The organism is Streptomyces sp. TP-A0356 (assembly GCF_001417775.1).
In the GTDB taxonomy this organism is placed as follows: domain Bacteria; phylum Actinomycetota; class Actinomycetes; order Streptomycetales; family Streptomycetaceae; genus Streptomyces.
The window spans coordinates 366,903-379,954 of the sequence record NZ_BBZJ01000019.1; the positions used below are offsets into that span (position 1 = coordinate 366,903).

The 13,052-nt window shown below is 68.6% G+C and carries 11 protein-coding genes and 1 pseudogene; 6 read left to right on the forward strand and 6 right to left on the reverse strand.

All coding sequences use genetic code 11. From position 1 onward, the window contains the following. The first annotated feature begins 27 nt into the window (after nucleotides 1–27). Both ASC56_RS18535 and ASC56_RS18540 read left to right on the forward strand, forming a co-directional pair. Nucleotides 28–957, forward strand: coding sequence for a hypothetical protein (locus tag ASC56_RS18535; protein ID WP_159039673.1), 930 nt, complete (start codon nucleotides 28–30; stop codon nucleotides 955–957). 7 nt (nucleotides 958–964) lie between these two features. Beyond that, complete coding sequence (locus ASC56_RS18540) at nucleotides 965–1,963, forward strand: DUF6177 family protein (protein WP_055492536.1); 999 nt, start codon at nucleotides 965–967, stop codon at nucleotides 1,961–1,963. Nucleotides 1,964–2,080: 117 nt separating this feature from the next. Here ASC56_RS18540 and ASC56_RS18545 read toward each other — a convergent pair whose 3' ends face one another. Together ASC56_RS18545 and ASC56_RS41965 are read right to left on the reverse strand one after the other, a co-directional pair. Next, nucleotides 2,081–2,533 (reverse strand): hypothetical protein, encoded by a 453-nt coding sequence (locus ASC56_RS18545; RefSeq protein ID WP_055492537.1) that lies wholly within the window; start codon nucleotides 2,531–2,533, stop codon nucleotides 2,081–2,083. 103 nt (nucleotides 2,534–2,636) lie between these two features. Continuing rightward, complete coding sequence (locus tag ASC56_RS41965; protein WP_234376993.1) at nucleotides 2,637–3,023, reverse strand: RNaseH domain-containing protein; 387 nt, start codon at nucleotides 3,021–3,023, stop codon at nucleotides 2,637–2,639. Between the two features lie 148 nt (nucleotides 3,024–3,171). On the opposite strand from ASC56_RS41965, the gene ASC56_RS18555 reads away from it, so the two are divergent. Beyond that, complete coding sequence (locus ASC56_RS18555; RefSeq protein WP_055492539.1) at nucleotides 3,172–4,848, forward strand: SWIM zinc finger domain-containing protein; 1,677 nt, start codon at nucleotides 3,172–3,174, stop codon at nucleotides 4,846–4,848. A gap of 175 nt (nucleotides 4,849–5,023) precedes the next feature. Here ASC56_RS18555 and ASC56_RS18560 read toward each other — a convergent pair whose 3' ends face one another. Together ASC56_RS18560 and ASC56_RS40645 are read right to left on the reverse strand one after the other, a co-directional pair. Next, a complete protein-coding gene (locus tag ASC56_RS18560; RefSeq protein ID WP_055492588.1) occupies nucleotides 5,024–6,268 on the reverse strand; it encodes an MFS transporter in 1,245 nt (414 codons plus the stop codon). A 298-nt stretch (nucleotides 6,269–6,566) separates the two neighbouring features. After that, entirely contained in the window at nucleotides 6,567–6,722 is a 156-nt protein-coding gene (locus ASC56_RS40645; protein ID WP_159039674.1) for a hypothetical protein, read from the reverse strand. Between the two features lie 560 nt (nucleotides 6,723–7,282). Here ASC56_RS40645 and ASC56_RS18570 point away from each other — a divergent pair. Continuing rightward, complete coding sequence (locus ASC56_RS18570; protein ID WP_055492541.1) at nucleotides 7,283–8,248, forward strand: hypothetical protein; 966 nt, start codon at nucleotides 7,283–7,285, stop codon at nucleotides 8,246–8,248. 213 nt (nucleotides 8,249–8,461) lie between these two features. Further along, nucleotides 8,462–8,584, forward strand: a pseudogene (locus ASC56_RS41215) (IS630 family transposase); the annotation flags it as partial. A 507-nt stretch (nucleotides 8,585–9,091) separates the two neighbouring features. Here the strand turns inward: ASC56_RS41215 and ASC56_RS40650 are convergent. Together ASC56_RS40650 and ASC56_RS18585 are read right to left on the reverse strand one after the other, a co-directional pair. Continuing rightward, on the reverse strand, nucleotides 9,092–9,523 hold the full coding sequence (locus ASC56_RS40650) for a hypothetical protein (RefSeq protein ID WP_055492543.1): 432 nt from the start codon (nucleotides 9,521–9,523) through the stop codon (nucleotides 9,092–9,094). A 49-nt stretch (nucleotides 9,524–9,572) separates the two neighbouring features. After that, nucleotides 9,573–10,505 carry an aminoglycoside phosphotransferase family protein gene (locus ASC56_RS18585; protein ID WP_055492544.1) on the reverse strand — a complete coding sequence of 311 codons (933 nt, stop codon included), beginning with the start codon at nucleotides 10,503–10,505 and terminating at the stop codon, nucleotides 9,573–9,575. 514 nt (nucleotides 10,506–11,019) lie between these two features. On the opposite strand from ASC56_RS18585, the gene ASC56_RS38170 reads away from it, so the two are divergent. Next, the gene (locus ASC56_RS38170) at nucleotides 11,020–12,420 is read left to right on the forward strand and encodes a serine/threonine-protein kinase (RefSeq protein WP_234376994.1); all 1,401 of its coding nucleotides are present in this window, start codon (nucleotides 11,020–11,022) and stop codon (nucleotides 12,418–12,420) included. Nucleotides 12,421–13,052 lie beyond the last annotated feature (632 nt).

A 13,052-nucleotide genomic window follows, 5' to 3' on the forward strand; every position in this document is an offset into this window, starting at 1 on the left:
CAGGGAGCGGATGCCGCCGTGAGGTGTGTGCGACAGGCGCTGGACGTGTTGGAGGTGCTGCGGTCTCTTGGCCTGGCGCAAGGGGATGTGCACGCCGACATCACGGTGGGCTCCAGAGACAACGCGGTCCTGCTGTCCTTGAAGCGTGTCCACGTGAGCTCGGTGGGCGCGGGCGCTGACCGAGAGGTTCTTCGTCATCTGCGATCGGTGGACCTGGAGCACACCGGTATGGTGAGAATCGAACTGACCACTCCGGGAACCTGCCTGCGAGGCAGTGAGGCGCGCCTGGTTCAAAAGCTCTTCGAGATCTCCGTGGAGGCGTGGTCCAGTGGCGCAGGGACCGTGATGCTCAGCACGTTCTCCGACGCCTGGATGTCACACAACCTGCGTGGTCACAAGCAGCCCGAAGCGCAGGAAGCGAATGCTCCTCGCCTCGGGGGCGCTCTTGCGGCCATTACGAGACTGACCGAGGCTGAGGTCGTACCTTCAGACCCGACGTCGTACGGCGTGCCGACCGAGGTCGGATTTGCCGAACTGCCCGATGAGGATCCGGACCTGCTGGATTCCTGGCATATGTTCGAGGTTCCGCGCCGCACAGAGTTGCTGCAAGCTAAATTGCCGCCACGTGCATGTCTGTATGAAACGCAAACAGACCTTCCCGTCGATTTCGTAGAGGTAGCGAACAACGGTCTCACCGTCGGTTATCTCTGGGGAGCCGACGGTGATGACGCGGCAGGATACGAGCCGTACACACCCACCGGTGAAGCCTCGCTCGATGCCGGAGAGGAGTGGCTGGCACGCCTGAGCCAGGCAAAGGAACGGGGGCTGCCTCCGTCCGAGGCGTTGCGTGAGCTCTCGTCCTGGTCGGGAAACGCGCGGTCCGGCGCCGTCCTGCCTGGCTCACTACGAACAGCGTCTTCCCTGGAAGATCTACAAGACCTCTCGGGGCGCGAGTGATGAGGACATGACCCAGGACCTCATTGCCCTCACCCCGAGCATGCCGGACGTCCGGACCATACTCGCAGGACTGTATGCCGGTGGGCCCGACCTGCATGTGGACCGCGTCTTCGACGGCGCTGCGGTCCAGCTGTGCGCCCGCGACGGGCGTCCCCTCGTGACCGTCGAGGTCCCTGTGCTCGTCCAGGTTCCAGGCGAGGTACGGCGATTGCTCGGCGCAGAGGCGCGGGCTACCGAAGAACCGGTGTGGTGGACCGAGGTGCGGGCCACCACGGCGGTCGCCGAAGCCGGACGGCTCGCCGGATCCGTAGCAGGGAGGTTGATCGCCGTGCTGGGCGGGACCGCCTGGCCGGCCGACACGGTGCACACCGACGTCGTAGCCATCCCGGGCATGGACGGTACGACAGCGGACCGTGGCCCGTTCGACATCGATGTCCTCACCGACCAGGGCGCCCTGGTCATCCAGGACCGGCCCGTGATCGCCGCGACCAGCTGGCTCACCAACCTCATGCAGAGCACGGTCGGCTCCGCCCGTGAACTGCAGATCGTCACCCCGCCCGAGACCCGGCTGACCCTGCCCGTCCGTACTCTCCTGGCCAACATCCCCGCCCGCTGGGTCGTCCGGGATCCCACCTGCGGCTACTACGACGGCCTCACCGGTGCCATCCTCCGCTGGCACGAAGGCCGCTTCGTCCGCATGCAAGAGCGCGCCGCAGTTGCGGCAGCGTTCGTCTCCAACGGGGACGCCCGGGACGAACGGCAGCTCCACCTCTCCCTCCATGCCGTCCACCCCGCCGACGAACACCTCCTCCTCGGCGGCGTTCTGGAAGCGGCCGGGCGCGCCCTCACCGGCGCCCCGCCCGTCGGCTGGTCCACCGCGGAACCCGTGAACCAGCCCTGGTCACCGCGCCAGGGTTGGAGCTGCCCGGGAATACGACCGCCGCAGATCAGAGTGGGCGCGGTATGCCGCGCAGGGAGTTGGACGACAGGCCGCGGCGATCCGTAGCACCGTCCCGGTACCGGCTGACCAGGCCGGCCACCGCAAGCGCCGCGCAGTAGTGGCGGACGTCCGCCGACCTTCGACCCATGAGGACTACAAGGCCCGGCAGGCCGTTGCGCATCTTCAGCGGTAGAGAACGATGAGGGAGCCGAGCAGCAGCGTGGCTGAGACGGTGATCCCCAGGATCCGGTAGCGGCTCCACGCGGCGAGCGCGAAGCCGCATGACCACGCTCCGCCTACGATGGTGGCAGCCCACGAGCCTGCGGTCGTCTGTGCGGCCTCGAGAGGAAGCGGCGCCAGCAGGATCGTCGGGGGGATGACGGCGAGCCGTGGCCTGATGCCCAACTGCTTGTAGACGACGATCAGCACGACCAGGGCGATCGTGATGACGAGCGGGATGGCTGTCAGGTCCCACCAGGTGAAGCAGAGGCCGTCGATCGATTCGCATGCCTGGTTGCTGTGACGCTTGACCCACGAGAGGTAGTGCCCGGCGCCGGTGGCCAGAACCGCACCCGTGACAGCCGCGCCGAACACGCGCGGTATGACGGGCCGTGGCTCCTTGAGGGTGGTGTTCATGCCTGCAGCTTTGCCTAATCGATGGCCCGGGGGCCTGAGTACGGATACTCAGGCCCCCGGATCAGTTACCTGTCACATCCCCCGGAGTGTCTGTTCCAGGGTGTCAGGGTGTCTGCGTAGAGGCGAGGCCCTGCGGCTTGGGATGGAAGGACCGCATCGACGGCGACGGAGCGTCATGGTCCGCCTGCTCTCGCCCGGTTACCACGATGCCGTGAATGCTCTCGGGATCACCGCAGACGGCCTTGCCGTCGAAGTCGTCCCGCGGGTCGGAGAAGACCGCCCACGATCCGGCATCCTGAGTGGCTCCCTTCATATCGGTTGCGAGACCGTCAGCCAGAGTGCGTACCCAGTCGTTCTCAACGTCCGGTGGCAGCGGCAGTCTCAGCGCATCCGGCAGGCCGGGCGCCTGACGGAGCTGGTGGGCTGCGAGAGCCAGAGCCTCGGGTGACTCACCGTCCTCGGGATGGCAGCCGAGGACCGTGAAGTCCACGAGACCCGGGGAGGGGAGCGTGACCGGCCTGCCCCCTTGGCACCGGTCGAGCTGGAGGCCAAACCCACCGAAGTCGCCGCTCGCACCCCCGGAACCCCTAGGCTGGCGGGGCATCAACTGCACAACCACACCGGGGCGGAAAAGAAGCATGCGTGGCCTCTCCGAGGCGAACCTCAAGACGCTGGCCGGTGCCCGTTCCTTCGAACGCGGCCTGGAGTACCTCGACGCGGTGTCCGGGATCGAGGTCGGTGACGGCTGGGTCACCGCGAGCGTCCACGGCACGGAACGGTACGAGGTAGAGCTGACCCTGGACGGGCCCGGCGGGCCGGCCGGCGAGTGCGACTGCCCGTACGGCCTGGAGGGCAACTTCTGTAAGCACCTCGTAGCCCTCGGCCTGACGGTGCTCGCCCAGCGGGGGCGCCTGCCGCAGCAGCGGAAGGCGGCCCGGGAGCGCGCCCAGGATCTCGACGGGTGGCTGTCCGCTCTGTCCAAGGACGAGTTGCTCGCTCTGCTGCGGGAACAGATCGACGGGGACCGGCAGTTGCGGCGGCGCCTGGAACTGCGGGCCGCGAGCGCCCGCGGGGACCTTGCCGCGGTCCGGTCCCGTATCCGCGATCTGCTCGACATCGGACCCTTCGCGCAGTACGGGTACGTCGAGTACGCCGATGCCCGCGCCTACGCCGACCAGGCCGGGCAGGCGGTTTCCTCGATCGGCGCGCTGACCGGCTCGGGACGGGCCGCCGACGCGATCACCCTGGCGCGGGAGGCGATGCGGCTGCTGGCCGAGGCGGTGGAGAGCGTCGACGACTCAGCCGGCTGGCTCGGGCAGATCGGTGCAGACCTCGCCGATGCACACCTCGACGCGTGCCGTGCGGCAGGTCCCGACCCCGAGGAGCTCGCGCGCTGGCTGGTCGGCCATGCGCTCGGTGACATCGACGACGGCCTGACCGACATCGATCCGCTCGATTACGAGGATGTCCTCGGCGAAGAGGGAATGGCCGTCCTGCGGAAGTCGGCGGTCGAGGCGTGGCGGGGCAACCGTCGCGGCTGGGCCCAGAAGCGTCTGATGGAGCGTCTGGCCAAGGCGGGAGGCGATGTCGACGCGGTGGTCGCCGTGCACGCGGCCGACCTCTCGCCGAACGGCCACACGCACCTGGTCATCGCCCGTGAGCTGGACACGGCCCGGCGCTCCGAGGAGGCCCTGCGCTGGGCGGAACGCGGCATCCGGGAAACCCGGGACCTCTCCGCCGTCGACACCGCCCTCGTCGACTACCTCTGCGAACGCTACGCCCAGGCGGGCCGGCTCGCCGACGCTGTCGCCGTGCGCCGCGAGCACTTCGGTGCCCGCCGCACCCTGGCCGCGTACCAGCAGCTGCGCGCCGCCGCGCGGGCCGCGGACCGCTGGCCGGCCGAGCGCGGGGGAGCCCTTGCCCTGCTGCGTGCCGACGCGAAGCGGCGGCAACAGGGCTGGTACGGCGGCCCCGTCCTGGTCGACGCCCTGCTCGACGACAAGGACGTCGAGGCCGCCTGGGGGGCCGCCACCGAGACCGGCGCCGATGACCGGCAGTGGCTCACCCTCGCCGACCAAGCACGGGCGACCCGTCCCGCCGACGCGCTCGGCGTCTACCTGCGTCTGGCCGAGCCACTGACCAAGCAGACCGGCAACACGGTCTATGAGCAGCTTGTCGGCCTGCAGCTGAGCATCCGCGACTGCCACCACCGCCTGGGCACGGAGGACGAGTTCGCCGCATACGTCACCGCCCTGCGCACCGCCCAGAAACGCAAGCGGAACCTGATGCGGCTGATGGATGAACACGGTCTCTGAACCGGAGGGCGTCTCTAAGAGCTCCGAACAGAATGCCGCGAACTGATCGGACTCCCATTCTGTTCGGAGCTCTAAGGCCCACCCGGCGCCCACGCCGCCCTCGAACCCCACTGCGGCTGGTGTCCGAGGTAGGAGTCCGGGGCCGACGTCGGGGAACAGTGTGGAGCTGCGCGTGTCATGTGAGGCTCGCGGCCTGTTCCCTTGTGTTCTGGGGCGCGTTCTCGCGGCGCGGGAGCAGCACCGGGGTGGTTAGGAGGAGGACTCCGGCGACAGCGATCGCGGTGCGGGGGCTGGTGATGGCGGCAAGCAAACCCCACACGGCGGTCAGGGCCGCGATGGCAGCGCTGCTGCTGACCGACCACGCGGACAGGGTGCGGGCGACCCGGTCGGGGTCGGTGTGGTCGAGCCGGTAGGTGGCCAGCACTGGGTTGAACAGGCCGCAGCAGGTCACCAGGCCGAGTTGGACGGCGATGATGAGTACGATCCCGGTGACACCGGGCCGGACGAACGCCAATCCGACAGGCCAGCACGCACGCAGCGCCCCGGCGGTGAGGATCACCTTGTGCTGCCCGAACCGCGCCACGAGTCGGCGCGCCAGGCGTGAGCCGACGAGGCCACCGACGCAGGGGGCCGCGAACGCGAGGCCGTACTGCCAGGGTGCGAACCCGAGGCGGCCCAGCAGGAGTACGGCGAGCAGCGGCTGGCTCGCCATGATCAGGCCGTTGACCACGATCGTGTTGAAGAACAGCGGGCGCAGCGCGGGGTGGGTGAGGATGTGGCGCCATCCTTCGAGCAGGTCGCCTACTCGCAGCCGCGGCGCACCGGTTCGCGCGGGGCGCGGTTCCGTACGGCCGATGGCGCGGATGCCCAGCGCCGAGAGCAGGTAGCTGACCGCGTCGGCCACCACGGTCGTCACCGGGCCGAACAGCCCGATCGCGGCCCCGCCGAGGGGTGGTCCGACCACAGTCGAGGTCCACGTCGTGGACTCCAACCTGCTGTTCGCGACGAGCAGGTCCTCCGGCGGCACGAGCGACTTCAGGTACGCGCCGCTGGCCGCCTTGAAGGCGATGTCGGCCGCCGCGGTGACGACGGAAACCAGGAGGAGTTGGGCGAAGCTGAGCCGGCCGAGCGCGAACGCGGCGGGGACGCTCATCAACGCCGCGAACCGGGTCAGGTCCATCGCCACCATGACCGGCCGCTTGCGACGGAACTCCACCCAGGGACCGAGCGGCACCGCGACCAGGGCTCCCACGGCCCGCCCTGCGGCAGACAGCGCCGCCACCTGGGCCGGCCCGGAGTGCAGCACCAGGACCGCGATCAGGGGAAGCGCGCCGAAGCCGAGCCCCGAGCCGTACGAGCTGACGGCATACGCCGCCCATAACCACCCGAACCGACGCCCCAGCGCCCGCCTGCCCATCATGCCCACCGCACCCCTCGCCGAACCGAACAACCACCGCTGGCCACCGGCATCAAAGCGAGTGGGGGATGGCGAGATCAAACAACCGATCAGCCAGGAAGCACAACCACTCGTTGTGCGGACAGCGTGGTCGGCGTGGATCTCGATGCGGTGCGCACCTCTGTGGCCGCCGCGGACGCGGCCTCACCCTCGTCGGCCAGGAGCCGGGGCTGCTCGGCCAGTTCGCCCTCACGTCCGACGAACAACCGGACGCGGACCCGCGGAGATTCCCGGCCCCTGGCGGCGCGTCCACCTCCTTGGCTTAGCGCACAGCCTCGGCCGGCAGCATCACCACCTGGGCACCATCCCTGTTGATCGCCACACCGACACCGCCACCCACCGCCACGGACCGCACCGCCACGGACCGCGGACCCGTCGCGTGCGGACCGCCGCCTCCGGGCACAAGACTGTGCGTCATGGCCTGATCGTCGCGTTGTCCCCGGTGACGGCCGTGCCGATGGTCTTCGCGGCGATGGACCGCTCACCCGACGCTGTCACGTTCACCGTCTCAGGCAGCGGGCAGCAGCCGGCCCAGGTCAGCCAGCAACTCGGCGTGCCGGCCGGGCGGACGCGCGCTGCGGCGAAGCGGGAACGTGGCTCCCCTCGCGAGCACTGCCGCCAGGTGACAGGGGTGAAGACCTCCTGCCCAGGACCGGTGGCCAGGGCCGCCACCGAGGGTGCGGGCCGGCGGTAGCGAGGCTGGGGCCAGCACCTGGCCGGACCAACCGTGCTCCCGCTACGTTGGCTCTGCGCGCAACTGGACAGAAGAAGAGGGGGCCAGGCGTGACGAGCGGGGAGCCCGGCGGCGGTGTATCTGCCACCGCAACAGCCGATACGGACACCACACCAGGCACGGACCCGCATGGGGACCCCGACACGGACCCGGACCCGGGTGGTGGGCCGGACCACTTAGCGGGGGGCGATCCGGGGCAGAGCGAAGCCAGCCTCACCGAGTACCTGTTCTTCTTCCTCGGCCTGTTGCCCACACTCATCGCCGGGATACGGATCTATCTGATCGCTCACGGCGACCGCACGACCATGCTGGAACTGCTCGACACGCTGAACGTGAGCGCCCTGATGCTGGACACCTTCATCCGCTTCATCGGTGTGATCGGCGGGGCGGTGACGGCGTTCCTCCTGGTGCGCCTCGTCCTCGAACGCCCGGAATCCCCTCCTCGCTCCTGGCTACGCCGCGTCATCTGGGACCACCGCCGCCCGGCCCTCTGGCTGCTGGCAGGCACCTTCGCGGCGTTCATCAGTACCGCCTACCTGGAAGAGTTCTACGACGCCGACAACAAGTGGGCCTGGCAGCCCGTCGACCTCTTCAGGATCTACGCCTGGCTCGCGGCGCTGTATGTCGGCCGCGCGCTGGCTGTCCGTGCCTGGCGACGCCGCTCCGCGTCCCGACGACAGAGTCTGGACGGCACAACGGGCGGCACCACGGATGACACCGGCGACCCGAACCAGGCTCAGCCGCCGGCTGCGCCCGCCCGCAGTCCCTGGCGTCTGTGGGGAGTGGCGACGTACACGCTTCTCCCGGTCGCCGTCCTCATGACGTCGTCATTGCTCAAGCAGTCCGACGACCGCATGTGGCTGCCCGCCCAGGTGATCACCCTCGACGGCGTCCCGGCCCCGGTCACGCAGGAGGGCATTCAGCAGGACCCGGAATTCCCGCATCTGAACGTCGAGCACGACGGTCACTACACCTTCGTCGGCTACGTCCTCGCCGACGACGGCACCTCGGAGACCATCCTGTCCTCCAACGGAGTTCTGCTGACCGCCGACTCCAAACACGTTGCCGACAAGGAGTTCTGCCAGTACGAGCCCACCCACGACGTCGCGGACGACACCCCCTTCATCGACCGCATGGTCAACCACGACGACTCCTGGAATCCCGGATTCACCTGTGCGGACCTCCTCAAGAAGGACATCGGACTGAAGTAGGTCGCCGGACCGATCCCCTGAGGAATGCTCTCTGCCTCTGCACCATCCCGGAAACGCCATGGCCCCGGCATGGCCGGGGCTCTTGGCGTACTGGTGGTCTCTAGTGCTGTGACCGCATAAGTTCGCGGGTTGGTGGTCGTGGCGGTTGGGTGGGCGGTGACGTCCGATCCGACCGCTGGAGGCGTGGTGGTCGAGCCCGTCCGTGTGCGCAGACTGACCGCGCTGAAGTCGATCCGTGCCGCCCGCCCGGACGGCGCACCCATCTACGTGATCATGGACAACCTGTCCGTCCACAAGGGCGCCGACATCCGCCGCTGGGCGAAGAAGGAAGCCGTCACCGGCCACGACATCGACACCCTGTGGGCCTCCCGAGACCGCAGCGTCCTCTACGAGCCACACGCCCACTTGGCCTACCGGTACGGCGAGTTGACCAAGACCCGGGCACCCAAGCTTCCACCTCGCCCCGGCACGCCACTATTTGCCCCGGCGTAGCGGCGCTGAACTCCACCGAAAGGACTTGTGTCTACCCGAACCGGCTTCTCGGGAGTCCGTCCCTCAGGTCGACTTCGACGCCGGCGAGGAGATGTACCTTGACTTCTACCGCAAGGTCTCTGTCCGCGAAGACATGCTCGTTCCCCTCGCCGAACACCCCACACCCAATGGGCGCGCACAGGCACTACGTCCTGTTCGACCGCACCGCCACCTGGGGGTGCCCCGGTATGCCGCAGGTGCTCGCCGTACATCTCGCCCACAACTCGTCACTGATCTTTACGGCCTTTGCTGTGCAATGGTCACCCCCACAAAGCACGGGATCACATACATCTCCACCGTGCCACAACAAGATTATTCTGGATGGACCTCTTGGCCCACGTAGCGACTGGTGTCCAAGGTTGGCACGGCGTGTGGCTCGCCGGTGAGCCGTTCGACGAGTTCCTGCACGACCTCTTGCGCCGAGACGATGGTGCGATGAAGCGACCTGGCATCCTTCGCGAATTCCTTCGCGGAAACCTCGAAAATTAGGTCGATGTCGGGTCGCTCGCCCATGGGATCAGGTGTATAGCGACTGTTGGCAGCATAGAAGTCGTACAGCTCATTCTGGATGAGCATGTATCGCTGATATGATTCCAGCGCCCTCTCGACCCGATCCTGCACCAGGGCTTGTCGGTCACCCAGCCTCCAGTAGATCCATGCAGTAAGCAGGGACAGCTGGGTTGCGGAAGCAGCAGTTTCGCCGAACTGTCGAAGGTGACGAGCCAAGTTCCGGCGCTCGGACATGGTGGCCGCACTCCTCCACTCACCGGACCCGGCCAGCACCAGTACCGCTCTACGAGCGTTCGGCGAGCAACTCAGCCAGGCGGTCGGCAAATTCGGTGAGCCGGTCCAGCCGTGGTCCAGTGCGGGCGATGCGAAACCCGTGGCGGCGGCCCCAGAACGCAGCCTGGACGGCATGGAACTGGGCCCACCGCCGGACGCGTTCACGGTCGAGTTCCGCGGCCTCCGTGAAGACGTCCAAGACGCGGTAGACAGCCTTGTGCAGGTCATCCGCTTCGAGGAGCTTCAGCGCGCGGGACTTCAGCAGTGTGCCGCCGTCGTAGGCAGGATCTCCCACGTACCCCTTTGGGTCCACAGCCAGCCACGGCTCCCGGCCGGCGCGCAGGATGTTCCGGGCATGGAGATCGCCATGGACGAGGGTGTCCGGCTGGGCCCGCCCCAGCTCCCGAACGGTCGCCACGGCGGCATCCAGCACTTGACTCGGCAGTGCATGCGGCAGCTCCTCGGCGTCCTTGCACAGCTGCTCCTCCCAGGCATCGGCCTGCTCACGCAGCCGGGGCAGGCCGGGCGGTGCGGGGATGGCCAGGCGGCGATTGAGCCGCCCGGCAACCGTCACCACCTCGTCGCCGTCTTCGACCTCCGCCAGGGTCGACGGCTGAACCCGCTCCAGCAGCATCGCGAACCGCTCGTCGTCACGCTCATGCAGCAGCACGGCGCCGCACCCGCCCCACGCAACGAATGCATCCGGCTCATGGACGTTGCCGGCATGTGGAAACGACACCTTCAGTACGGCGCTCTCCCCAGCCCGCCGCCGTACCGGAACGATGACACCGACGCCCCCGTGCATGACGTCGCCATCCGGCACGCACCCCCAGCGCCCCAGCAACTCCTTCACGATCCCGGGCAACTCGGCGAGCCACGCGGACCCGGTCTCCCCCTCACGGTCGATGGTGCCCTGTGCGAACTCCTCTGGCATCGCGATCATCCCGGCACCCTACGCGCCAGCCCGCCGCAGCCACCAAGCCAAAGCCGACCGCTGCCGCCGCCCGGCAGACCGCGTACTACGAAGATCGCGATCTACAGCTGGAGTACCTAGGCGCATGCTTGACCCGCGCCTCTTCGTCCGAAGCAACTTGGATAAGGCCCCCACCTTGGGCTAGGGCACCTCTCACCTGCGTTGATGGTCCGCTGGCGTCCGCGCTCGTCCGCCGTTGTCCGTGGGCGTTGTCACGCGGTTGGACACTCAGTCGGCCCAGCAGGAGTGGGGCCGTTTTCGTCGCTGCGCCGAATTGGGCCGGATATCTGACCCAGGCTGAGGGTACCCGCCTCGCAGCATGGCCCATGGCCGAGTCCGGTACGCGGTGACAGCAACGGAGAACCAGATGAAGGCCCGCCAATCAGCAGCTCCGCCGACGCCAGCGCCGGTTCCAGCGGATGAGCAGCCCACCGAAGTCCTCTCCGGCCGCTACCGGTTGGGCGCGAGAATCGGATCGGGAGGCATGGCCGACGTGTACGAGGGCGTTGACACGCGCCTTCGGCGGCCCGTGGCCGTCAAGGTGTTCCGATCCGGCCCGGACCCGCAGACGGAGGACCGTCTCACCGCGGAGGCCGTGCTTCTGGCCCGCCTGCAGCACCCGGGACTGGTCACCGTCTACGACGCCGGCCGCCACGACGACCGCACCTACCTGGTCATGCAACTGATCAAGGGCCCCACGCTGCGCAGCCTTTTGGCGTGTGGAGCGCTGCCTGAGCGGCGTGTGGTAGATGTGGGCGCCGCCCTCGCGCGGGTGCTGGCCTATGTCCACCGGGCCGGCGTCGTGCACCGAGACATCAAACCGTCGAACATCCTCCTCGACGCGGCCGGGGATCCTCACCTGGCTGATTTCGGCATCGCGCGCCTGGCCGATGCCACGCGCCATACGGCACCGGACGTGCTGATAGGCACCGCCGCCTATCTGGCACCGGAGCAGGTTGAGGGCAGGCGGATCGGGCCGACCGCCGACGTCTACGCGCTCGGCCTGGTCCTGCTGGAGTGCTTGAAAGGCGAACTGGAGTACCAGGGCACCCCGTTGGAAGCGACAGTCGCCCGCCTACACCGCCCACCCGAAGTCCCCACCTGGCTCCCCCCGGAACTCGCGGCCTTGCTGCGGGCCATGACCGCCCAGGACCCCGAGGCCCGCCCGGACGCCGAGCAGTGCGCGCAAGCCCTCGCCTCCCAGCACGCCGGACCTGATCCATACCCCCTGCCGCTCTCGGCGCCCTCCGAGGCGTGCCTTCCGACGCCGCTGGCCGCTCACCCCGGAACGAAGGAGCACATACGCTCTCAGGAGGCGGCAGTCACCCGGCGCAACCTCCCCGGCGGCACTCGCCGCAGCCGTCGCCTGGCAGCGGGCACGGCCCTGGCTCTCTCCGTGGCCCTGGGCGCGACTCTTGCCGTCGCATCGAGCACCAGCGGAAGCGACGACCGGGCAGCAGCGACGCCCGCCGGGACTCCCTCACACCCGCCCTCCGGTACGGCGATTGCCAAGAGCGGGCCCGGTGCCCTCCCACCCACCCGATCTCACGGCGCTCAGCCCCCCTCTAGGGCATTCGGTGCGTCCCACCGTGGGGCTGCGGCAGCCGGATCTCATGCCCAGCCCGTCTCTAGGACACTCGGCGCTTCGTATCCGGCGGCTGCCCCGAGCTCGAGCCGCAGCGCCCCTGCAGCGCCCGCGAGCTCGAGGCCGCCCGGATCGGCGTCACCGCCGCCACGATCCGTGCCGACGGCAGCCGGGGCCGCTGGCCCGAGCCGGACGACACCTGCGGCGGCGCCAACCGCTGGCACGACGCCCCCATCACCAAGGCCCTCGAAGGGCGGCGCCGCTACCAGCGCACCGCCCAGCCCAAGCCCGACGCATTAGAGGCCGAGGACCAAGCCCGCCGTGCCGTTACGTGGTCAACCTTCTAGGGGTACACCCGCTTTAGAAGTTCGATCAACGGGGGCTGCACGTTGGTCGGATCCGAGGACGGGAGGCCATAAGGGGCCGCCCGTGGTTGCTGCTGTATGCCGTCGTTGATGTCACGTATGGATGTCAGGAGGCGGGCCTGTCCAGGGCTCAGCTCCTCACCATCATGACGATAGACACGGGTATCGTGACCATCCCGCACACTATGAAGACACCGCCGATGAAGCGAGCGAAGCCCAGAGGCACGGACTGTGCTCGGGCCTGCTGCGTTGGCTTGGTCGCCAGACCCTCCACGATGAAGGCGCGGAAGCGCTCTGAAAGCCTGCGGGTTACCAGCACTCCTCCGCCAATGAGGGCCAACATGCCCCAGATGAGCAGAAACGGAGCGGGGCTCGGCCCGTCTTGGCCGGCGATAGTTACCACCTCTGCATGATCCGCTGGTGACGGGGCCTGGTCAACGGGCGCGGATGAACGGGGCAGGCGGGAAGTTCGAACTACGGATCAGCGGCGCTCTTGGCTGGGGAAGTTCGGGTCTTCTGGGGAGCTGCGGCGCTGATCTGCGACCCGGTTCGTGGAACATCTGATCC

What these genes read in the sequence shown, in the direction of transcription:
- ASC56_RS18540 (WP_055492536.1), top strand. Translation starts at nt 965, where the DNA reads ATGACCCAGGACCTCATTGCCCTCACCCCGAGCATGCCGGACGTCCGG.
- ASC56_RS18545 (WP_055492537.1), bottom strand. Translation starts at nt 2,533, where the DNA reads ATGAACACCACCCTCAAGGAGCCACGGCCCGTCATACCGCGCGTGTTC.
- ASC56_RS18555 (WP_055492539.1), top strand. Translation starts at nt 3,172, where the DNA reads ATGCGTGGCCTCTCCGAGGCGAACCTCAAGACGCTGGCCGGTGCCCGT.
- ASC56_RS18560 (WP_055492588.1), bottom strand. Translation starts at nt 6,268, where the DNA reads ATGATGGGCAGGCGGGCGCTGGGGCGTCGGTTCGGGTGGTTATGGGCG.
- ASC56_RS40645 (WP_159039674.1), bottom strand. Translation starts at nt 6,722, where the DNA reads ATGACGCACAGTCTTGTGCCCGGAGGCGGCGGTCCGCACGCGACGGGT.
- ASC56_RS40650 (WP_055492543.1), bottom strand. Translation starts at nt 9,523, where the DNA reads ATGTCCGAGCGCCGGAACTTGGCTCGTCACCTTCGACAGTTCGGCGAA.
- ASC56_RS18585 (WP_055492544.1), bottom strand. Translation starts at nt 10,505, where the DNA reads ATGATCGCGATGCCAGAGGAGTTCGCACAGGGCACCATCGACCGTGAG.
- ASC56_RS38170 (WP_234376994.1), top strand. Translation starts at nt 11,020, where the DNA reads ATGGCCGACGTGTACGAGGGCGTTGACACGCGCCTTCGGCGGCCCGTG.